Source organism: Actinophytocola sp., from assembly GCF_009379765.1.
GTDB lineage: Bacteria > Actinomycetota > Actinomycetes > Mycobacteriales > Pseudonocardiaceae > Actinophytocola.
Window position 1 is genome coordinate 31,253 of the sequence record NZ_WHTD01000005.1, and the last position, 21,472, is coordinate 52,724.

Consider the following 21,472-nt stretch of genomic DNA (forward strand, 5'->3'; position numbering starts at 1 on the left):
GCCTCGGTTTCGGCGGGCGCGGCTAGAGTCCCCCGGGTGAGTGAGGGCGGCAGGCCGCCGGGGGTCTTCTCGGTCGGCGAGTTCAGGGTGCTCTGGGCCGCTGCCGCGCAGTCGATCATCGGGGATCAGCTCGCTCGGGTCGCGCTCTCGATCCTCGTCTATCAGCGGACCGGGTCGGCCGGGTGGACCGCGGCCATGTATGCGCTCACGCAGCTTCCCGCGCTCCTCTCGGGGGTCCTGCTGAGTGGGCTCGCCGACCGGCTGCCTCGTCGGGCCGTCATGGTCGGGTGCGATCTCGCTCGGGCCGGGCTCGTCGGCGTCATGGCGCTGCCCGGCGCACCACTCCCGCTGCTCGCCGTGCTGCTCGTCCTCGTCCAACTCGCTGACGCGCCCTTCGCCGCCGCTCAAGGCGCCACACTGCCGCACGTCCTGCCTGGTGAGCGCTTCGAGCGGGGGCAGCGGGCGCTGCTGATCACCCACCAGGCGGGGCTCCTCGCCGGGTTCGCGGTCGGCGGGCTGTTGGTCGCCTGGGTCGGCACGCACGCCGCGCTCGCCATCGACGCGGGGACGTTCCTGCTCTCGGCCGCGCTGATCCGGGCCGGCGTCCAGGCGCGGCCGGTCAGCGGTGCGGCCCCCGGAAAGGTGGCGCTGCAAGTGCGCGGCGGCGCCCGGCTCATCTGGGCCGACCGCCGGCTCCGCTCGCTCGTCGGGCTGGCGTGGCTCGCGGGGTTCGCCGTCGTCCCGGAAGGGCTGGCCGCGCCGTTCGCGGCCGAGGTCGGGGTCGGGGTCGCCGCCGTGGGATGGCTGCTCGCCGCCGATCCGGCGGGCATGGTCGTGGGTGCGTGGCTCCTGGGCAAGCTCTCGACCGAGCGGCGACTGCAGCTGCTCGGACCACTCGCCATCGGCACCGTCGTGCCGCTCGGCTGCTACCTGCTGGCCCCTTCGCTCGGGTTCGCGCTGGCGTTGCTAGCGATCTCCGGCGCCTGTTCGGCCTACCAGGTCACCGCCGGCGCCACCTTCGTCCAGCTGGTGCCCGACCACCAACGCGGCCAAGCGCTCGGGCTCGCCCGATCCGGTCTGGTCGCCGCCCAGGGCATAGGCGTGGCCGCCGGGGGTTTGCTCGCCGAGCTGCTCGACGGGCCCAGCACGGCCATCGCGGCCGCGGGGCTCGTCGGGTTGGTGTTCGCGGTCAACGCGACCGCGGCGTGGGCCCGGGTCGGCGCGCGCCGCGTGGCCGCCGCACTGACCGCTGACAACTGAGAGTGGTTCACCAGATCTTGTCGCGCATCGTGGGTCACCTCCTTGGCGTAGTTCTCAACGATGATGACTTGTGCGCGGTGACGGTCCAGCCCGGGGCCGTGGTGGATCGTTTCAGGGGCTGGCACCAGCCCCCATCGGCGGCTACTGTCCGTCCCAGGTGAGCTACCGCACGAGGCGACTCCGGGAGCACGTTTGGGTGATGGTGCCGCCCCTCGACGTCGTGGCCTGATCGCGATCATCAGGGGCTGGAAGGTGTGGGGCCTGCCTTCGCGTGCCCTGGGCTACGTCCTCCTGGTGGACGCCGTCGCGCTGGTGATCGCCGTCTGGACGGCCGTCCGCGAGCCAGGCACCCGCGACCAGTGGCTGCTCACCGCCGTCCTGGCCGCCTGCGCCGCGGTCCACCTGCACCTCAGCAACGCCGTCGAGCGCATCCGTCGCGACCACAGCCACACTCCGCACGTCGACCTCTGTGGCATCTGGACGTTTGCCGGCGCGCTGGTGCTCCCGCCGTTGCCGGTCACCCTGCTGGTGATCGGCATCTATGTGCACCGCTGGTGGCTCGTCGGCCGCTGGGACGCGGGCCGCCCGCCGCACCGGACGGTGTTCACGATCGCGATGATGACGCTCGCTGCGCTGGCCGTTGTCTGGCTGGTCAACGCGACCGGGCTCACCGACCGGATAGCCGGCCGCGAACCGCTGACCTGGCTCGACGGCCTGCTCGTGGTCGCCGCGACCGGTGTCCAGTGGACGGTCAACACCGTGCTGGTCGGCGTCGTGATCCTGCTGACCGTGAAGCTCAAGCGGGCGTGGGAGGCGGTGGGCAGCGGCGCGGACAACCTCCTGGAGGCCGGCCAGCTCGTGCTCGGCGTGTTCGTCGCGCTCGCGGCGGTGCGCCTGCCGTGGCTCGCGGTGCTGATGGTCGTGCCGGTCGTCGCGCTGCACCGGACCGTCCTCCTGCACCAGTTGCAGCTCGCCGCGCGGACCGACGACAAGACCGGCCTGCTCAACGCGACCGCGTGGCACCAGCAGGCGAAGGCCGAGCTGATGCGCGCCCGCCAGGAGCAGGAGGGGTCGCTGGGGTTGTTCATGCTCGACCTCGACCTGTTCTCCGAGGTCAACAACCGATACGGGCACCTCGCGGGTGACGCCGTGCTACGCCGCGTCGCGCACCTGCTGACGACCTCGATCCGCCGCGGCGACGCGGTGGGCCGGTTCGGTGGCGAGGAGTTCGCGGTGCTGCTGCCGAACGTGGACCGGGCCGAGGCGCTGGCCGTGGCAGAGCGGATCCGCCGGCGCATGCACCAGGTCCAGGTCGTGGACGGCAACGGCGGGATCATCGACGGGCTGAGCGTGTCCATCGGCGTCGCGATCTACCCGGAGGTCGCCGAGGACACAGTGGACGGTCTGCTGTCGGCCGCCGACTCGGCGCTGTACGGAGCGAAGCACAACGGCCGCGACCAGGTCCGCTTCGCCGAGGAGCACCGCGCCCTGCCGTGGCTGCCGACGACCCGCCGCCCGCTGAGGCTGGACGAGGCATCGGACAGTGTCGACCGCGGCTGACCGCGAACCCGCGTCGAGCGCGGCGGAAAATCACGCGCGCGCGTGCGGAACACAAGTCCCGAACGCCCCCACCCTCTCCGGGGGCACCCCTCGGAGTCAGTCTATCGAGCAATGCCGACGAGAACAGGGCTCGCGGCGGAGCTGTGGACAACTTCGTCGGTTGTGGACACCTGTCAGGGGTTGCGGAAGATGCCCTGTCCCGGCGTGAGGACGTGGTTCGGGTCGAAGCGGCGTTTCTGGAGCAGGACCTCCGCGTAGCGCGGGCCGTAGTGGGCGCGCCAGTCGGCGGGGGTCAGCGGGATCGCGCCGACCGGGTAGTGGGTGCCGCCCACCGCACGGGCCTCGTCGTACAGCGCTCGGTTCACGCCGAGGAGGCGTTGCACGTCCGCGTCGTTCGGGGGGCTCACCGTCCGCAGGATCGCCAGCAGGAAGACCACCTCGCTGTCCGGCAGCATCACCAGCGGGCGGGTGATCTCCTCGCGTGCCACGGGGTACAGCAGGACCACGCCGCCCGCGTCGGCCGGGGCCAGGTCGGCCAAGACGTCCGTCACATAGACATCGGTTGCCGCGTCCGGCAGGAACACGTTGATCCACGGCCCGGGCAGGCGCAGCGGCTTGAGCTGCTCGACCAGGGCGTAGATCCGGTTGAGCCAGTCGAAGTACGGCACCTCGGAGATCTGCGAGGACGCGGGGTCCAGACCCGCCAGCAGCGCCGCGTCGTCCGGAGTGGACGGTGGGGTGTAGTACGCGACGCCCTCGAGCATGTACTGCCAGCCGCCCCCCTCGGCGGGGATCAGCTGGCCCTCGAGGTAGCTGAATCGACGATCGGCGAGCGCGGTGCGCTGAGCGGCGGTCATCGACGCCAGGTCCGGGTAGAACAGGTTGAACACCCGCGCGTTCGTCTCGGCGGGCACCAACCGGACGGTGGCCCGCACGATGATCGCGAACTGGCCGAGCCCGCCGAGCACCGTGCGGAACAGCTCCCGGCGCTCGGTCGGCGAGCAGCGCAGCAGCCGGCCGTCGCCGGTGACGACCTCCAGTGCCAGCACGTTGTCGACCTGCAGACCGAAGTGCGAGGTGGCGCCGCCGATCCCGCCGACGGACAGCGTGCCGCCGACCGAGAGGCCGAGATAGTCGGTGGCGACCGGCGGGGTCAGGCCCTGAGCGAGGGTCGCCTGGATCAGGTCGAGCCACTGCACGCCCGCGTCCACGACCGCTCGGTCGGCGTCGACGCGGTGGATCGTGGCCAGCGTCCGCGAGTCGATCACGACGCCGCCGGCCACCTGCGCCTGGCCGAACGTCGAGTGGCCCTGGCCGCGCATCGCGACCTGCAGCTCGTGCGTGTTGGCGAAGCGGACCATCGTGACGATGTCGCGTACCGAGCCGGGCCGCAGCACCGCGACCGGGTTGCGGTGGACGATGTGCCCGTAGTCGTCAGCGGCCTCGGCCCGCGACTCCGGGTCGACGACCAGCTCGCCGTCGAGACCGGGAACGGTGATCCCGCCCGGACTGGCGTCCGCGGACGTGACCCAGCCGAGCCCTGCCGGGTCGAACGCGACCACCGCCGCCGCGGCGGTCCCGGTCAGAAACGCACGACGACCGAGCCGAGTATCCATTTGCGACCCTCCGAGTAGGCGCAGGCACCATAGCTCACGATCATCGCTCGCGGCTGCTCCATCTGCCGTTGCCGCATATGACAAATGGGCGGAGGCGCAGGTCAGCGGCCACCATGGACAGCCGCCCCGCGCAGGGGTGGCCCGGCGCCGTCGGTACGGCACCGGGCCACGCCCGCACCCCCAGTGACGGTCAGGTGGCGCGTCGCGTTCGGGCGAGCAGCAGAGCGGCGCCGGTGACGACGAGGACCAGCCCGGCGACGAACAGCTCGACCACCTCCAAGCCCGTGTCGGCCAGGTGGCCGGTCCGGGTGGCCGGCAGGACGACGCCCTGTGGCGCGGGGTCCCGCACCTCCTCGACCGGCGGCCGGCTCGGGTCGGCCACGAAGCCCGGCACGACCAGCACCTGCGGCTCCGGGTCGATGGCGCCCTGCCGACCGACCCAGTAGCGCCGGTCCGGCTCGACCAGCTTCCACGGGCCCGTGACCCGCATCCGGTACGCGCTGTTCGGCACGTGCCTGAAGTGGTAGTTGCCGCCGGCGTCCGAGGTCGCGGTGCCCACGACCCGGCCCGTCCGGTAGTTGGCCAGGTGCAGCTCCACGCCGGCCACCGGCGCTGTGGAGTCGTCGGCCCGCACCCTCAGCACGCGACCCGTCAGGTCCCCGAACCGCCCGGGCACGTCGGCCTCGGCATACGCCTCCGCGCTTCGTTCGAGCTCCTCGTCCGTGTCGCCCGTGACGAACCCGCAGCTGGCCACCACGGTGCCGTAGTCCAGGGCGGCCTCCGGCACCGTGTCGGTGACGGTGAACACCCGCGTCCGGCCGGCCGGCACGCCGACCCCCTGCCCGCGGTAGATGGCGAGGTCGCCCCATTCCCCCGAGTCCAGCTGGTTCTCGTTGCCGATCCGGTTGCACCACGCCACGACGCCGTTCAGATCGGTCGAGCCGGGATTGGTCAGCGTGATGCGCACCTCGATCGAGTCACCGACCCGGTAGGTGTCCCGGTCGAACGCCATCTCGGCCCGCAGCACCGCCTCGGGGACCAGGGTCGCCCGCACGTCGACCTCGGTGCCCTCCTCCATTACCTCGACGAACCCGAGGAAGTCGAACCTCCAGTCCGGGAGATCGGCCGGATCGTGCCAGAACTCGTGCCGGCCGGTCTGGAGGTGCCGGAAGACGAACCGCCCCTGGGCGTCGGTCCGCGTGCGGGGTGACGTCGACATGCCACCGTCCAGCACGAGCTCGATGCCGCGGAAGCCCTCGCCCGGATCGGGCACACCGTTGTTGTTCCGGTCGCCGTAAGCGATCCCGGAGAGATCGCCGTAGCGCAGGCCCACCGGGCTCTCCACGACGAGATCCGTGTTCTCGTCGTCGGGATCCCACTGGAGCATCGTCCGCACGTTCAGCTCGACGCGAGCGACCGTCGCCTTCTCCGGCTCCGCGAACGATGCTCGCCCCTCGGCCGTGACCGCGAGCTCCTCGCCCGGCGCAAGCGCCGCGCCGGACTCCAGTGCGCCCCACGCCTCGGACATGAAGTAGACGTCGCCGTAGACCTGGACCCGCAGCTCGTGGATGGGGTTCACGCCGACGTTGGCGACAGTGATCGTGAGGTTCATCGGCTCGCCGATGCCGTAGGACGGCCTGTCGTACGACGCCGTCACGGTCCAGTCGACCCGCGAGTCGTCCGGGGGCTCGTCGGCTGCGGCGGCCGGGGGCGGCGAGGAAGCCGAGCAGCGTCATCACGATGAGAAGTGCACTGTGACAGGCAACCTTTGAGCGTCTCACGGAGTTTCTCCCAGGAACGAGTCCTCGCGCTGCCGCGAGGAGCACCAGTGTGCCAACGAGCCGCGGGCAGTAACACGAACAACGGCCCGCAGTTTCGGGGCCGAAGAAGGGGTGTGAGGAATGCGCCGGTTGCGCGTCATCTCCGGTGAGGAGCCAATTCCGGACTGGAGGACGGGGATGGGCAACATCGAGGTGGGGACCGGGTTCGCGTTTCTGGTGCAGCGGTGGCGGCACGCCGCACGGCTCACGCAGGAGGAGCTGGCGGCGCGCTCCGGGTTGTCACCGCGGGGGATCCAGAACCTGGAGAGCGGCCGGGTGACCCGGCCGCGGCGGGACTCGGTACGGCTGCTTGCCGACGCGCTCGGGCTGTGCGAGGAGACGCGGGCGGAGTTCGAGCGGGCGGCGCGGGCGCCGGCCGGCCACCGGGGGGTCACGGACAGCGGGCGGCTCGCCGACGGTCTTCGCGAGCTCGCCGCGCTGTCCACACAGGACGGTCGACGGGTGGACCTTCGCGGTCTGGACCACGCCGCCGACCCGTTGGACGTGCTGGACCGCCTGCTGCACGCCCTCCGTCCGAACACGGCCGACGCGGCCCGTCCGGTGGCGGTCTGATCGTCACGGGCCAACGGGACCCCCGGTCGCGCGACTGGTGTTGCCGGTCCACTCGTAGCCGGGGGCCTGCGCGTTCCACCCGGTACTGGGTGAGTCGCTGCGGAACACGTTGCGCCGCACCCTGATGTCCCGTGACCACGGCTCGCTCGGCGCGGCGACGGTGCCGAGGTCGCCGTCCTCGATGGTCACGTCGGTGATCGGGCCGTCGAGGTCGTTGAGCGTGATCGTGGTGACGGTGTTGTGCCGCAGCACCAGCCGGGTGGCACCGGCCGCGGCCTGGAGGCTGCCGAAGTAGGTGTCGACGACGGTGGTGCCGCTGGTGGCGGCGATCGAGTCGGTGACACAGCGCCGCAGGGTGAGCCCGCCGGCCTCCTGCACGACGGTGCCGGTGAGGTCGCTCAGCTCGATCGTCAGCCCGGACGCCCTCGACGTCTGCCGCACCGCGGTGCCGTTCCGGCCGTAGACCTGGACCCGGCGCAGCGTCACGTTCGGCGCGTCGACCACGACCGCGCCGTTCACCCGCAGGTTGCTGACCATCGTGCCCGGGGTCGTCACGTGCAGGTCGCCTTCGTGGTCGGTCATGGCGGTGTCGAGCGGGACGCCTGCGTTGGTGGGGCTGGGGAACCCGACCATCGGTGGCGGCTCGGCCTCGCCGCGCGGTCCGCCGTTCGGGTTGGGCGGTTGCTGACCATCCGGGGTGTCGGCGCCGTCGTTGCCGCCGGAGCCCGGCTTCGCGCCCGAGGCCGGTGGCCGGTCGGAGGTGGCCGGTGGCCTGTCGGTCGGCGCGGTGCTCGACGGCTGCCGGTCGGTGCTCGTCGGCCGGTCGGGGCCGTCGATGATCATCGGCGGGTTCGCCGGCGGGTCGTCGGTCAGGAGCTGGTTCGCGATCACCACGCCGCCGAGGCCGACGACCACCGCGATGCCGGCCGCGACCACCGCCATGGAACGCATGCGGGGCTTGGGCGGCTGGCGCAGCCAGCGCTCGGGCAGCGGCGTGACCACCTGGCCGCCGGACCCGATCTCGGACCCGGTGGCCGCCGGCTCGACGGTCGGTTCCCGCCACCGGCCCACCGACGCCGGCGCCTCGATCTCCTCGAACAGTGCCCGGAGCTCCCGCTCGTCGAGCGGCTTCGGGCTCATCGCGACACCTCCAGGTGCCGGCGCAGCTTGACGAGCGCGCGCCTCGTGGCCATGGTCGCGGCGTGCTCGGAGATGCCGAGCACCTCGCCGACCTCGGCGTAGGGCAGGCCGGCGGCGATGCGCAGGCCGATGATCGTGCGGTCCTTGTCGGACAGGTTCCGCATGGCCGCCAGCGCCCGCGTCACCTCGTCCCGGAACACGACCTCACCCTCCACGTTCACCGTCGGATCGGCCTCGGACTGGACGCCGAAGAACCGGCTCAGCAGCGCCGACCTCCTGGTGTGCCGGCGCCGGTGGTCAATCACCGCGTTGCGCGCGATGCGCAACAACCAGGGCAGCACGGTCGCCGCGGTCAGGTCGGCCGCCGCGTAGGCCCGGTACGCGGCGGTGAACACGTCCGCGGCCAGGTCCTCCGCGTCCGACCGGTTGCTCACCTGGGACAGGCAGTACCGGAACACCCGAGCCGCATGGCTCTCGTACACCTCGTCGAACGGCGGGCACGGCGGTGTCGTCTCCTCGGGGACGGGCACGCCGGACGTCACGCTCAACGTCTCACCTGCCGCGAACCGGGAGACCACCGCTCACTCACCGTTCTGCGGCTCCGCACAGAGGCCGCACGGGGAAGAACGCGCGAGCTCACCGAACCTCACACACACTTTCGAGCGACCGTGGGAGGCGGAGACTAACAGCCTCAGGTAACGAAAACGGGCGTCCCGGTGAGCGATGTGCGCAGCTCACCGGCCTCCACCGAGACCGGGTGCGACGTGCCGAACGCGTCCACCGCCCGGGCGTCGTCCGCGGCCCACGAGAGGCGGACCTCGACCGGCGGCTGGTCCTCGCCGTCGAAGGCGTCGAGGTAGTCCCGGAGGACGACGAGCGGCGGCCGGCCATCGCGTTCGACGTCGACGACGTAGCCGTCCCGCCGGGTCACCACGCTCACGCCGCGGAGCTGCTCTGCGAGCAGCGCGAAGGTGTCCGCGGCGGGGTTCCTGCCGGTGAGCCGCCCGTCCTCGGCGTAGCGGAGCAGGACGAGCTTGCCGAACAGGAGGTGCGTCATCTGGTAGGGCTCCGGCAGTACCGGGACCTCGGGCGCGAGGTTCCAGTAGTTGGTGAGCCGGATACCGGCGGCGAGCGCGAGCAGGTTGCGGGTGACGACCTGGCAGCAGTTGATCCGGTCGCGCTTGGCGGCGAGGTCGGGCGGGCAGTCGTCGAGGAACATGCGCAGCCGGTCCGGGAGCTCGGTGGCGTGGTCGTAGAGGCTGCGCATCGCGCGACGCTCGGGGGTGTCCTGGCCCTCGCGCTCCTTGAGCTCGTCGACGCTCTGGGTGCTCTGCCGCGTGGCCTGCTCGGCGAACGCGGCCGTCATGGTCTGCCGCAGGATCGGCTCCAGCTCGGGGAACTCGAACAGGACCGGGCCGCCGTACTCGCCGGCCACGACCTCCTTCTCGTAGCCGTGCTCGCGCATCATCTTCCGCACGTCGTCCACATAGGACGGGATGTCCTCCGGGCGGCCGTAGAGGTGGACGTCGAAGGCGTCGCGCCCCTTGTCGAGCAGGTGGTGGAAGAACCGGCGCGGCTCGCCGGCCGGCTCGCCGGCCAGGACGTCGTAGCCGCAGCCACCGAGGACGACCTTCGCGTGCGCGTCCGCGGACGTGACCGCGGCGTGGAGCTCGGTGAGCTGGGCGACGTACTCCTCGGCGGTGCCGGCCCAGAGGAGGCCGCCGTTGCTGGGCTCGTTGTCGCACTGCCAGAACGCGACGCGGCCGGCGCAGTGCTCGACGAGCCTGGTCACGAACTCGCGGTAGCGCGCGCGGTCCTTGGCCGGGGACGGCGGCAGGAAGTCCGTCGGCACCCGGGTGGCCCAGGACGAGCTGGAGCACACGGTGAGCCAGAGCTCGGTCCCGTCGAGCTGGTCGAGGAGCGCGTCGACGACGCGGAAGTCGAACTCGCCGGGCCGCGGCTCGACCTGGCTCCAGTAGACGTAGGCGCGCACCAGGCCGGCACCGAGTGCCCTGGCCTGCGGCACGAACTCGTCGGGCGCACCGAAGAGCCCGCAACTGATCCCCGCACGATTCCCATTCGCATGTTTACTACATATACCACAGCTATACGTCGTATACTTGCCGTGTGTCGATCTGGTCCGATCCCCCGCAACGCCACCAGGCGCTCGACCGAGGCGCGATCGTCGCCGCGGCCGTCGCCATCGCCGACGAGTCCGGCGCGGCCGCGGTGACGATGAAGGCGGTGGCCGACCGCCTCGGCGGCTACACACCGATGGCCCTGTACCGCCACGTGCGCAACAAGACCGGGCTGATCGACCTGATGCTGGACGCGGCGACCGCCGAGATCCCGCTGGCGCCCGGCGACTGGCGCCCGGCGTTGCACCGCCTGGCCATGGCGACCCGGGCGATGATCAAGCGGCACCCCTGGTACGCGGAGCTCGTGCACACCAGGCCGCCGGCGGGCCCGCACCAGATGGCGCACCTGGAGCTCATGCTGACCGCCCTCACCGCGGCCGGCGCCACCCTGGCCGAAGCCATGACCCACGCCGCGATGATCACGAGGCACATCTACGGCAGCGGCCTGCAGGAGGCGACCGAGGCGCGCTCCGAGCCGGCCGAGCAGTACACCGCGATGACCGAGATGCGTCGGCTGGCCGAAGGTGACCATCCCAACCTGGCCGCATGGCTGGCGCACCCGAGCGGCCCGTCCCCGGACGACCAGTTCGAGCTGGTGCTGGGCTTCCTCCTGGACGGCATCGCCACCCGGCTGCCGAGCTGACGCAGGTACACAAAAACACCTGGGTGCGGCGCCTTCGCGGCTGCCGCACCCAGGTTGTCGGAGTTCGTGTAGTGGTCGCCGTCCTCAGACTGGCGTGGATCTCCACCGGGCACCTCTCGAGAGTTGCCCGACGTGGGAATCAACATCGTCGAGGTGCGCTGGAGGTGCGTTGCGCGCACGAGCGCACCCGAACCCTGATGCTGCTCCGCGATCGCGACCGGGACGAGCTCTCTCGGCTCAGCCGCGGGGTGACAGCGAACGGCGGTCCACTACGCCCTTGTCCTGCAGTGCCACGGCATCACCTGCCCTTTCTCGGCGGGCCCTTGCGACCTGTCGGGTCGGCCGGCCGTATGTCCAGAATGCACCCGTGACAACGCCGTTACAACCCCGGCCGACCGACCCGACCTGATGAAATCCACCGTCACTGTCCGAAGCGGACCGTTCGACGTCTGGTTGGGACGGTCCATCCGGTTGGGGCACAAAGAAGAGCGCCGCCGCCGCCCGGTCGGGCGACAGCGGCGCTCTGCGTAGACGACCTACGGTGCCACGGTGATGCGATCGGCAGGCGGCGGCGCCAGGTTCGGGTTGGCGGTCAGGTACGCGGTGAACGCGTCCAGGTCCACCGGCCCGCCGGCGAGGTCGGTGCCGTTGGTGAGCTCGGAGAAGCCGTCCCCGCCCGCGGCGAGGAAGTTGTTCACCGAGATCCGGTAGGAGCCGTTCGGGTCCAGCGGCTCGCCCGCGACCGTGATGTCGGAGACCTTCGAGCCGATCGCCGCCGACCGGGACCAGGTGTAGTGCAGCGACGAGGAGATCTGCAGGATCCGCACCGTCACCGAGCCGTCCGGCTGGGGCTGCCACTGCTGCTCGAGCACCGCCTTCAGCTGCGCGCCGGTCAGCGTGACCGTCTGCATGATGTTGCTGAACGGCTGCACCGCGAACGCCTCGCCGTAGGTCACCACACCGTCGCCCTCACCCGCCGACGAGCCGGCGAAGGTGAGGTCGGTGCGGATGCCACCGGGGTTGGTGACTGCGATGACCGGGCTGTTGGCCTGCGTCGCGGCCAGCTGCGCGTCGGCGATCACGTCGCCGAGCGGTGACTCGCCGGACTCCGGCGCCGCGCGGACGAGGTCGGCGGTGATCGTGCCGACCTGGGCGTTGGCGATCGGCGCCGACTTGGTGGTCGCCTCGTCGACGAGCGCCTGCGCGGCCGGGTCCGGGGTGACCGTGCGGGTGACGATCTCGTTGTGCGCCACGGTCTGGTCGCGCACGACGTCCCGGCTGCGCTTGTCGATCTTCAGGTCCACAACGGACAGCAGCCGCCCGAACGACGCGCCCTGGATGAGCGTGCGCGGGTTGCCGGCCGGGTCGTCGACCGAGCAGTTGTACTGCTGGTGGCTGTGCCCGGTGAAGATCACGTCGACCGAGGCGGACGCCTGCCGGGCAATCGTGGTGGCCGCGCCGGGCACGGTCCGGCAGTCGTCCGGACCGCCGCCCTCGGTGTTGTCACCCTGGTGCATCAGCACGACCTGGGTCTTGATGCCGAGCCGGTCGAGCAGCCGCGAGGAGCGGTTGATGGCCTCGACCTCGTCGCCGAACTTCAGGCCCTCGATGGCCTCCGGGGTGACGACGAGCGGCAGGTCCTCGAGCGTGACGCCGATGATGCCGATCGGCACGCCGCCGGAGACCTGGATCGTGAACGGCAGCGCGGCGGGCAGGCCGTTGTCGAAGTAGACGTTCGCGCCGAGGAAGGGGAACCTCGCCCCCTTGTACTTGTCGTGGAACTGGCAGCCGTCGGTCGGGTGGCAGCCGCCGAACTGCATGCGCAGCAGCTCGCGGTAGCCCTCGTCGAACTCGTGGTTGCCGACGGTGGACGCATTGACGCCCAGGCTGTTGAGCAGCTCAATGGTCGGCTCGTCGTGGAAGAGCGCGGAGTTCAGCGGCGAGGCGCCGACGTTGTCTCCTGCAGACATCACGAGCGAGTTCTTCGCCTCGGCCTCGAGCCGCTTGACGTGCGTGGCGAGGTAGGCCGCGCCGCCCGCGTCGACCGTCGAGCCGTCCGGCAGGGTGACCCGCCCGGACGAGCCGGCGGGCGGCGTGAGGTTGCCGTGGAAGTCGTTGAGCGTGATGAGCCGTACATCGGTGGTGCCGCTGGGTTTCGCGGCGGCGCTCGCCGTGCCGGCGCCGGTGAGCCCGGCGATGGCGACCGCGGCAACCGTGACCGCGGCGGTGCGGCGCGCGAAGCGTGTGAATGCCCTCATGATCCTCCGTCCAGGCGCCCGGTACCCCGCGGGCGCGGCCAGAGTCTGCACGCACCGCACGGCGATTGCCAGACCCGATCTACCCTTATCGGCGTGACCCGGGCGGAGAAAGAACCGCGATGGCTTGACCAGAGCGAGATGCGGGCCTGGCGCGCCTACGTGATCGGCAGCGAATTGTTGCGGAAGCAACTCAACCGCGAGCTCCAGGAGCGTCACAGAACGACTCTGGCCGACTACGAAGTGCTCGTCCGGCTGTCCGAAGGAGACGGTCGCCGCATGCGCATGGCCGCGCTGGCGGCGGAGGTGGCGTCGTCGAAGAGCCGGCTGTCCCACCAGATCAGCCGGCTCGAGTCGGCGGGCCTGGTCCGGCGAGCCGACTGCGGCGACGACGCCCGGGGCGTGTTCGCCGAGCTGACGGACGAGGGCATGGAGCGCCTCCGCGCGGCGGCCCCGACGCACGTGGACGGCGTCCGGGACCACCTCGTCGACCTGATGACCCCCGAGGAGCAGGCCGTGCTGACCACGGTGTTCGAACGAGTCCTGGAACACCTGGGCGACCTGGAGGCGTAGGCCGCTACCCTGCAGGCAGGGAGGCGTGGCAGAGCGGCCGAATGCACCTGTCTTGAAAACAGGAGACCTTCACGGGTCCGGGGGTTCAAATCCCTCCGCCTCCGCAGCTGTGACCAGGCAAAACGTTGGCAGAGTAGCCTCTGTCAACCGTGCCGTGCGACCTGCAGTCTCAATCACCGTCTCATTCGAGGGCCACGACACGTCTTGCTCAGCCGCAGTGACTACGCACGTGCTGCCTGCCGCCGCCCAGTGCAGTCCTCGTACCTCGATCGGCCCGGTCCCATCGGAGTTTGCGACATGTGTCTGGATCGCCGCGCATGGGTAGGCTGAGCTAGTGTCGCGTGATCCTGATCCCTTGCGATCCGCTGTGGATCCACGTGGTCCCTGGCAAGGCGGCGGAAAGTCCTCGTACCGGGTCGTACTCGGGCTTTTCGCCAACGCAGCCACGGGCCGCGTGGGCCGCAGCGGGCGTAAGGAGATCGGGATCACGTGACACTAGGGACCTAGCCTGGGTCTTTCGCGCGATGCGATGTAAAACTGGTCTTGAATGGAGGAAGTGCCTGGCCTGTAAGGGAAAATGGTGTTTGCGAAGACATCAAGTTCCACGAACAGGGAAGCACTCCCTTGGTGCAGGATAGTCACGGATTGAGATCAGCGCGGATGGTACGGGGTTGGTGCCACGGGCCGGGGTAGCGCTGCTGCGGGAGTTGACGATCAGCACCGGATTGGGAACCGGGTTGGTCTACGGCGCATCTCGACACCGACAGAGGGCTTCCCGTACACCTGCCGGGGCGGGTGCTGGCGGATCTGGCGGTGATGATCGCCGACGGCGGCGATGCGTTGGCGCACCTGGCGACCCTGCGGGATCAGGACAACTGTTCGGTCCGGTCGCCAGCGGTCGACGAGATCACCCTGCTCGTCTGCCCCGTGGTCATCGGCCAGGGCACACGGCTGTTCCCCGACACCGGCCCGGACGCAGCGCTCGACCTGGTCGACTCACGATCCACCCCGAAGGGGGTAACGATCCAGGTCTACCGGCCCACCGGCCGCCCGCAGTACGAAACAGCCACGCCGACCCCAAGCACGTGACGTAGGTGCCGCACCAGCCGCCTCCCCACAGCAGGCCGTTAACACGTCCTGACGGATCATTCCCCTGCCGCCGCCAGGGCGAACCGGCCACGGAATACTTGTCCGACGTGGCTCCCGCCTGTTATGCAGATACTGCAGAGTCCTTCCCCTCTGGGCGGTGCGCGATCCGCACCGCCCGCCCCTGCAGAAGGTGGAGATCATGCGAACAGTCAGACCAGCCGTCGTCGTTGCCGCGTTAGCCGCCGCCGCGTCGGCCCTCATCCCCATCACGGCCGTCGCGGCCCCGGCACCCACCCAGTTACACGGCTCGCAGCTCATCGCGCAGCTCGACCGGGGCGTACCGGGTACGGCATGGGCGGTCGACCCGGCGACCAACCAAGTCGTCGTCACCGCCGACAGCTCGGTGCGCGGCGCCGCGCTAACCGGGCTGGAGGCAGCGGTCGCCGACTCCGCGGGCGCGGCGCGGCTGGAGCGCGCCTCGGGCACCTTTCAGCCAATGATCTCCGGCGGAGACGCCATCTACGGCGGGCAGTACCGCTGCTCGCTCGGGTTCAACGTGCGCAGCGGCAACACCTACTACTTCCTCACCGCCGGGCACTGCGGCAAGGTGGCCTCGTCGTGGTACTCCGATGCCAACCACAACACGCTGCTCGGCCCGACCGAGGCCTTCAGCTTCCCCGGTAACGACTACGCCCTCGTCAGGTACACCAACACCTCCGTCACGATCTCCGGCACCGCCGGCGGCCAGGACATCGCCAGCGCCGCCAACGCCTACGTCGGTGAGTCGGTCACCCGCCGCGGCAGCACGACCGGCGTGCACAGCGGAACGGTCACCGGGCTCAACGTCACCGTGCACTACGTGGGCGGCGGAACGGTCCGCGGCCTGATCCAGACCGACGTGTGCGCGGAGCCCGGCGACAGCGGCGGCCCGCTGTACGACGACTCGGTCGCGATCGGGCTCACCTCCGGCGGCAGCGGTGACTGCCGGTCCGGCGGAACCACGTTCTTCCAGCCGGTGACCGAGGCACTGCAGAAGTACGGCGTGTCGGTGTTCTGACCGTTCCGGCACCACGGCATCGCGCGGCCCACCGGTTCACCCGGTGGGCCGCGCCATCATGGCCCGAGCGCCCGCACGGCCTCCCAACCGAGGATGTCCGGGCCGGCCGGCGGGCGGCCGACCCGGACACCGGGATCAGGCGAGGTCGAACCGGTCGAGGTTCATGACCTTGTCCCACGCAGCCACGAAGTCGTGCACGAACTTCTCCCGCGCGTCGTCGCACGCGTAGACCTCGGCGACGGCACGGCCGACGTGCGCTCGCTTGGGAGCGCGAGTCTGCCTTCCCTCGCGATGGTGTCTCGCGACCTTGCACAGGTCCCAGTCAAGATGTCGGGGGCGCGGGTGAGCAGAAGGCAGCGCGACGGGGTCTCAATCAGGGTCTCATTCAGGTAGATTCGAGCACGGTCGGCAACTTCCGCGCTATCGCACCGACCAGGAGATATGTCCTCGTGGGGACGCTCCTGAACGGCGCTGCCGTTGACACTTAGATCTTGAAAACAGGAGTCCTTCACGGGACCGGGGGTTCAAATCCCTCCGCCTCCGCAGGTCCGCTTCGCCGACCAGGCGAAATGTCGGGGCGCAGGGCCACGCCTAGAGCTGCTGGTCACAGCGTGGGAGAGGCCCGGACCATGGCCGAACCGTGACGGCTCACACTTGCAGAGGGCGTTGGATCCCACCGATGTGATTGACATCCGAGAGGGTCGGAGTTCGTTTTGTGGACCGTCGGCGTCCCCCCACGCCCACGTCGCCGTGTCGTCCCCCCACGTCGCCGTGTCGTCCCCCCACGTCGCCGTGTCGCCCGGTGGCGATCTCTATAGTCACAGTCTCCCCCGGTTCCTCCACCGGATCCGGGGTTCAAATTCCTCCGCCCCGCATCGGGTTCGAACACCTTCCGCGGAGCGCAAGCGAAAGGACGCCTTACCCGAACGTCGGGTAAGGCGCCCTTTCGGTGTCGGAACTACAGGTCGCGGTCGTTGACCACGGTCGGGGCCACTCGCGTCTCCGCGGCGCGGGCCTTGGCCCGAGCCTTGCGCGGCGGCACGCCGTTGATGTCCTCGGTGCTGATGGCGTACGAGCCGAGTACGAAGGCCAGCGCGTCGGAGTTCCTGTCGAGCGCCACGCGGTCCACGTTGCCCAGGTTGTCGCAGGCCTGGTGGTAGCACGGGTCGAAGGCATCACCCACGACACCGCCCCACTTGGCGGCCTGTGCCTCTGTCTTCGGGACCTCGGCGCCGGTGAACAGGCCACCGGCCGGAATGCCCTGCAGGATGAACTCGCCGTAGTCGGAGCGGCCGTCGAAGTCGCGGCCCTCGGTCGGGACGCCGGTGACCTCGAAGTAGTTCTCGAACGCCGCCTCGATCTGCGCGGAGCCGTACGGGCCGGGGCCCGCGCCGACGCCATCGGAGTCGTCACCGTCGAAGATGAAGTAGCCCGCGTTCGGCGAGCCGATCATGTCGAAGTTCAGGTACAGCGCGATGTTGAGCTGCTCCTCGAAGTCGAGGTTCCGCACGTAGTACTCGGAGCCGACCAGGCCGAACTCCTCCGCGCTCCACCAGGCGAAGCGGACCGCGTTGTTGACCTTCGGCCTGCCGCCGAGCTGCAGCGCGGTCTCCAGCAGCGCCGAGCTGCCCGAGCCGTTGTCGTTGATGCCGGGGCCCGCGGGGACGCTGTCCAGGTGCGCACCGGCCATCACGACGTTCTCGTGCCGCCCGGTCTGGGTCTCGGCGATGACGTTGTAGCTGGTGCGGTCCTCGGTCACGCCGCTCACCGCGAGGGTCACCGTGGCGCCCTCCTGCATGGCGAGGGTGGCGCCGTCGGCCTGGGAGATGCCACCGGCCGGGGCGCTGCCCGGCAGCGGCCCGCCCAGGTTGCCGCCCAGCGCGCCCGGGACGTTGTTGTAGATGAGGACGCCCACCGCGCCGACCTCGCCGGCGACGGTGGCCTTCTGCCCGAAGGTGCACGTACCCCGGCTGACCAGGACGATCGCGCCTTCGGCGGCCAGGCCGTCGTAGTCCGTGGCCTCGCAGCCCGGCGTGTCGTCCGCCGGGACGACCACGAGCGGTCCGGTGACACCGCCCTCAGGGGTGTCCTCGCTGTAGCTCATCCGGTTGAACGGCACTGCGGCGCCGTCCACGGTGAGCGACTGGCTGAGGGTCTCGTCGTAGACGAAGGGGAACTCCTGCCGGGTGACGATGTACCCGGCGTCCTCGAGCTTGGTCGCGACGTACTCCGCGGAGGCCTCGTGGCCGGGCGAGCTCGCGGCGCGGGTGCCACCGTTGCGGTCGGCGAGGCGCTGCAGCGCGATCAGGTGCCGGTTGGTACCCGTGATGTTGACCTTCTTGACCAGTTGGCGGGCCAGCGCGGGACCATCGGGAATGGTCTGCGGGGCGGCCGACGCGGGTACCGCGGTCAGGCCTAGACCGGCCGCTAACGCGACCATCGCGGCCCCGACGCGGAGTGTCGTCTTGGGGGACGGCATGTAGAGCTTCCTCTCCTCAGGCGAACGCCGGTGCTCGATCGGCCCCGATTCCTCGATCGCCGCATCCGGCGAGCACACCCTTGTCGGAACTTCCTGGCAGGTCAAGACCCATATACGGACTGTTATTCACGGCGATTACCGTTCCAGCCATGCACGCGATCACGATCAGCGAGCCCGGCGAACCGGACGTACTGACCTGGACGGCGCAGCCCGATCCGCGGCCGGCCCCGGGTGAGGTGCTCCTGGAGGTCGCGGCGGCCGCGGTGAACCGGGCCGACCTGCTGCAACGGCAGGGCCACTACCCGCCACCCAAGGGGGTGAGCGAGGTACCCGGCCTGGAGTGTTCCGGCACGGTCGCGGCGCTGGGCGAGGGCGTGACCGACCTGCACGTGGGTGACGCGGTGTGCGCGCTGCTGGCAGGCGGCGGGTACGCGGAGAAGGTCGTGGTGCCGGCCGGCCAGGTGCTGCCGGTGCCGAGCGGGGTCGACCTCGTGACCGCGGCATCGTTGCCGGAGGTCGCCTGCACGGTGTGGTCCAACGTGGTGCTGACCGCGGGCCTGGTCGCCGGCGAGACGTTCCTCGTGCACGGCGGCGCGGGTGGCATCGGCACGCACGCGATCCAGGTCGCCAAGGCGCTCGGCGCGCGCGTCGCGGTCACCGCGGGGTCGGCGGCGCGGCTGGAACGGTGTGCCGAGCTCGGCGCGGACGTGCTGATCGACTACCGCGAGCAGGACTTCGTCGACGAGGTCCGCGCGGCCACCGACGGCCGGGGCGCGGACGTCATCCTGGACAACATGGGCGCGAAGTACCTGCCGCGCAACATCTCGGCGCTGGCCCGCAACGGGCGGCTGGTGGTCATCGGCATGCAGGGCGGGGTCAAGGGCGAGCTGAACCTGGGTGCGTTGCTGGCGAAGTGCGCGTCGGTGACCGCGACGACGCTGCGGCACCGGCCGCTGGAGGAGAAGGCGGCGATCGTCGGGGAGGTGGCCACCCAGCTGTGGCCGCTGGTGGAGGCGGGCACCGTGCGGCCCATCGTCCACGAGGTCATGCCGATCGAGCGGGCCGGGGACGCGCACCGGGCCATGGAAGACGGCGGTGTCTTCGGCAAGATCGTGCTGAGGATGCCCTGAGCGGGGGACTCGCCGGTCCTCAGCGTTGGACTCGCGGGTCAGGTTAGGGAGGAGAGCGCGGCTACGGCTTCTACCAGGGCGTCGACCTCGGCCGACGTCGTGTAGTGGGCCAGGCCGATCCGGACCGCGCCGCCGACCTCGGCCACGCCCAGCGCGCCGAACACACCGCTCGGCCCGTCGTCGGCGAAGGCGCAGATGCCCCGGTCGGCCAGGTGCACGATGGCCCGCGACGCCTTGACGTCGGCGGCGGTGAAGGCCAGGGCCGGGATCCGGCGCATCGCGTCGCCGATCACCGTGACGTGCAGCAGTCCGCGCAGCTCGGAGATCAGCTTGCCCAGCATCCCCGCCTGGTAGGACTTCGCCGACCCGATCGAGGTCTGCAGCCGCTCCCGCCTGCTCCCCGACGCCGCGTCGTCCAGCCCGGCCAGGTAGTCGATGGACGCCACCAGCCCGGCGAGCAGCGGGTAGGCGTGCTGGCCGAGCTCCATCCGCGCGGGACCGCTCTGGTTCGGCCCGAGCGAGCAGGCCGGCAGCCGCTCCAGCAGCGACGGGTCCGCGAACGCCAGCGCGCCGACGGTCGGCCCGCCCCACGCGGTGGCGGACACGGCGACGACGTCGGCACCCATCGCGCGGATGTCCATCGGCACGAACGGCGCCGAGGACGACGCGTCGACCACGACGAGGGCGTTCGCGTCGTGTGCCAGGGTGGTGATCTTCGACAGGTCGGGCCGGGTGCCCACCACGCCGGACGCGGCGGTGACCGCGACGACCTTCGTGCGGTGCGAGATCAGGCTCTCGTACTGCCACGCCGGCAGCTCGCACGTCTCGATGTCGATCTCCGCCCAGCGGACGGTCGCGCCGGCACGTTGCGCGACACCCAGCCACGGCGCGATGTTCTGCTGGTGGTCGAGGCGCGAGACGATCACCTCGTCGGCGATCACCCAGCCGCTGCCCATCGCCTCGGCGAGCCGCTGCAGGAGCACCGCGGGGTTGGGGCCGAGCACCACGCCGGCCGGGTCGCAGCCCACCAGGTCGGCGACCGCGCGGCGGGCCGCGTCGACGATCGCCTCCGCCCGCTGCGAGGCCGGGAACACCCCGCCAGGACCGGAAACCGGGGCTCGAAGGGCGGTCGACACCGCTGTCGCGACCTGCTCGGGTACCTGCATCCCGGCCGGGGCATCCAGGTGAATCCAGCCATCACCCAACGCGGGAAACTGTCCCCGAATCGCAGCGACGTCGAACGCCATGAGCCACACCGTACGGACGCGGGCCGTGGTCGCGCCTCCGGGGGCATCCCAGGAGTTTGCGGCGCCGGACTGCGGCTACCCTCGGTGGCGTGACGTCGACGCCCAACCCGTGGGCAACCCCCGCTCACCCCGGCGCTACGCACTTGTCGATCTGGCCCAGGATGGAGCAGATGAACGACCCGGAGCAGGACCACGACGGCGGCAGGCCCGAGCAGCCCCAGCACGTGATGGTGTTGGGTCCGGACGGCTCGCCGCTCGGCACCGCGCGGATCCCGGACGGCGACGGCCCGGCCAACGCGGAGGCCGTCGGTGACATGGTCGAGCAGCCGGCCAAGGTCATGCGTATCGGCACGATGATCAAGCAGCTCCTCGAGGAGGTCCGCGCGGCCCCGCTGGACGACGCCAGCCGCAGCCGGCTGCGCGAGATCCACAAGCGGTCGATCGCCGAGCTCGAGGACGGTCTCGCGCCCGAGCTCCGCGAGGAGCTGGAGCGGCTGTCGCTCCCGTTCACCGAGGAGAACACGCCGTCGGACGCCGAGCTGCGAATCGCGCAGGCTCAGCTCGTCGGCTGGCTCGAAGGCCTCTTCCACGGCATCCAGACCGCGCTCTTCGCCCAGCAGATGGCCGCGCGGGTGCAGCTCGAGCAGATGCGCCGGGGCCTCCCGCCGGGCGCGGGCGGCGACGCTCCCGAGGGACCCGGGATCCGCGGCACCGGCCAGTACCTCTGACTGAAACAAACCCACAAGCCCGTCGGCGTGAACGCCGGCGGGCTCTCTTGTCCGTTACGGCGCGCGAATAGTTGCGCCGTCAAGGTGAATCAGGATGTGCCAATTCACTGACAGTAATTGACCAACTCGCTATTGTTGATGGACACATTCGGCTTTTTGACGCT

Annotated in this window: 16 protein-coding genes, 1 tRNA gene and 1 pseudogene; 10 read left to right on the top strand and 8 right to left on the bottom strand. The window is 70.8% G+C overall.

Translation table 11 applies throughout. The annotated features are described in order from the left end of the window. Positions 1-36 precede the first annotated feature (36 nt). Together GEV28_RS02455 and GEV28_RS02460 are read left to right on the top strand one after the other, a co-directional pair. On the top strand, positions 37-1,260 hold the full coding sequence (locus GEV28_RS02455; RefSeq protein ID WP_291408110.1) for an MFS transporter: 1,224 nt from the start codon (positions 37-39) through the stop codon (positions 1,258-1,260). 192 nt (positions 1,261-1,452) lie between these two features. Then, the gene (locus tag GEV28_RS02460) at positions 1,453-2,820 is read left to right on the top strand and encodes a diguanylate cyclase (protein WP_291408112.1); all 1,368 of its coding nucleotides are present in this window, start codon (positions 1,453-1,455) and stop codon (positions 2,818-2,820) included. 173 nt (positions 2,821-2,993) lie between these two features. Here the strand turns inward: GEV28_RS02460 and GEV28_RS02465 are convergent, their stop codons facing one another. Together GEV28_RS02465 and GEV28_RS02470 are read right to left on the bottom strand one after the other, a co-directional pair. Then, positions 2,994-4,436, bottom strand: a complete 1,443-nt coding sequence (locus tag GEV28_RS02465) for an FAD-binding protein (protein WP_291408114.1) — start codon at positions 4,434-4,436, stop codon at positions 2,994-2,996. Positions 4,437-4,626: 190 nt separating this feature from the next. Next, a complete protein-coding gene (locus tag GEV28_RS02470; protein WP_291408116.1) occupies positions 4,627-6,093 on the bottom strand; it encodes a carboxypeptidase-like regulatory domain-containing protein in 1,467 nt (488 codons plus the stop codon). A 301-nt stretch (positions 6,094-6,394) separates the two neighbouring features. Between GEV28_RS02470 and GEV28_RS02475 the strand changes: the two genes are divergently transcribed. Next, positions 6,395-6,829 carry a helix-turn-helix transcriptional regulator gene (locus GEV28_RS02475; protein ID WP_291408118.1) on the top strand — a complete coding sequence of 145 codons (435 nt, stop codon included), beginning with the start codon at positions 6,395-6,397 and terminating at the stop codon, positions 6,827-6,829. Between the two features lie 3 nt (positions 6,830-6,832). Here GEV28_RS02475 and GEV28_RS02480 read toward each other — a convergent pair whose 3' ends face one another. From GEV28_RS02480 to GEV28_RS02490, 3 genes are all read right to left on the bottom strand, one after another. Continuing rightward, the gene (locus GEV28_RS02480; protein ID WP_291408119.1) at positions 6,833-7,969 is read right to left on the bottom strand and encodes a hypothetical protein; all 1,137 of its coding nucleotides are present in this window, start codon (positions 7,967-7,969) and stop codon (positions 6,833-6,835) included. After that, positions 7,966-8,511 carry a sigma-70 family RNA polymerase sigma factor gene (locus GEV28_RS02485; RefSeq protein ID WP_291408203.1) on the bottom strand — a complete coding sequence of 182 codons (546 nt, stop codon included), beginning with the start codon at positions 8,509-8,511 and terminating at the stop codon, positions 7,966-7,968. Before GEV28_RS02485 ends, GEV28_RS02480 begins: the two co-directional genes overlap by 4 nt. A 149-nt stretch (positions 8,512-8,660) precedes the next feature. After that, positions 8,661-9,995 (bottom strand): hypothetical protein, encoded by a 1,335-nt coding sequence (locus GEV28_RS02490; RefSeq protein WP_291408121.1) that lies wholly within the window; start codon positions 9,993-9,995, stop codon positions 8,661-8,663. A gap of 101 nt (positions 9,996-10,096) precedes the next feature. Between GEV28_RS02490 and GEV28_RS02495 the strand changes: the two genes are divergently transcribed. Beyond that, complete coding sequence (locus tag GEV28_RS02495; protein WP_291408123.1) at positions 10,097-10,750, top strand: TetR/AcrR family transcriptional regulator C-terminal domain-containing protein; 654 nt, start codon at positions 10,097-10,099, stop codon at positions 10,748-10,750. A gap of 536 nt (positions 10,751-11,286) precedes the next feature. On the opposite strand, the gene GEV28_RS02500 is transcribed toward GEV28_RS02495, so the two are convergent. Further along, entirely contained in the window at positions 11,287-13,008 is a 1,722-nt protein-coding gene (locus GEV28_RS02500) for a bifunctional metallophosphatase/5'-nucleotidase (protein ID WP_291408125.1), read from the bottom strand. Between the two features lie 138 nt (positions 13,009-13,146). Between GEV28_RS02500 and GEV28_RS02505 the strand changes: the two genes are divergently transcribed. The 4 genes and pseudogenes from GEV28_RS02505 (at position 13,147) to GEV28_RS02520 (ending at position 15,724) form a co-directional block, all read left to right on the top strand. Next, positions 13,147-13,578 carry a MarR family transcriptional regulator gene (locus tag GEV28_RS02505; RefSeq protein ID WP_291408205.1) on the top strand — a complete coding sequence of 144 codons (432 nt, stop codon included), beginning with the start codon at positions 13,147-13,149 and terminating at the stop codon, positions 13,576-13,578. 19 nt (positions 13,579-13,597) lie between these two features. After that, positions 13,598-13,682 (top strand) — tRNA-Ser (locus tag GEV28_RS02510). A gap of 793 nt (positions 13,683-14,475) precedes the next feature. Further along, a pseudogene (locus GEV28_RS02515) lies at positions 14,476-14,667 on the top strand (dihydrofolate reductase); the annotation flags it as partial. A 199-nt stretch (positions 14,668-14,866) separates the two neighbouring features. Beyond that, positions 14,867-15,724, top strand: coding sequence for a S1 family peptidase (locus GEV28_RS02520; protein ID WP_291408127.1), 858 nt, complete (start codon positions 14,867-14,869; stop codon positions 15,722-15,724). Positions 15,725-16,682: 958 nt separating this feature from the next. On the opposite strand, the gene GEV28_RS02525 is transcribed toward GEV28_RS02520, so the two are convergent. Next, entirely contained in the window at positions 16,683-18,203 is a 1,521-nt protein-coding gene (locus tag GEV28_RS02525; RefSeq protein WP_291408129.1) for a M28 family metallopeptidase, read from the bottom strand. A gap of 149 nt (positions 18,204-18,352) precedes the next feature. Here GEV28_RS02525 and GEV28_RS02530 point away from each other — a divergent pair, with 149 nt between their 5' ends. Continuing rightward, a complete protein-coding gene (locus tag GEV28_RS02530) occupies positions 18,353-19,333 on the top strand; it encodes an NAD(P)H-quinone oxidoreductase (RefSeq protein WP_291408131.1) in 981 nt (326 codons plus the stop codon). A 38-nt stretch (positions 19,334-19,371) separates the two neighbouring features. On the opposite strand, the gene GEV28_RS02535 is transcribed toward GEV28_RS02530, so the two are convergent. Beyond that, a complete protein-coding gene (locus GEV28_RS02535; protein ID WP_291408133.1) occupies positions 19,372-20,580 on the bottom strand; it encodes a cysteine desulfurase-like protein in 1,209 nt (402 codons plus the stop codon). Positions 20,581-20,741: 161 nt separating this feature from the next. Between GEV28_RS02535 and GEV28_RS02540 the strand changes: the two genes are divergently transcribed. Then, positions 20,742-21,308, top strand: coding sequence for a bacterial proteasome activator family protein (locus tag GEV28_RS02540; RefSeq protein ID WP_291408208.1), 567 nt, complete (start codon positions 20,742-20,744; stop codon positions 21,306-21,308). Positions 21,309-21,472: the final 164 nt, after the last annotated feature.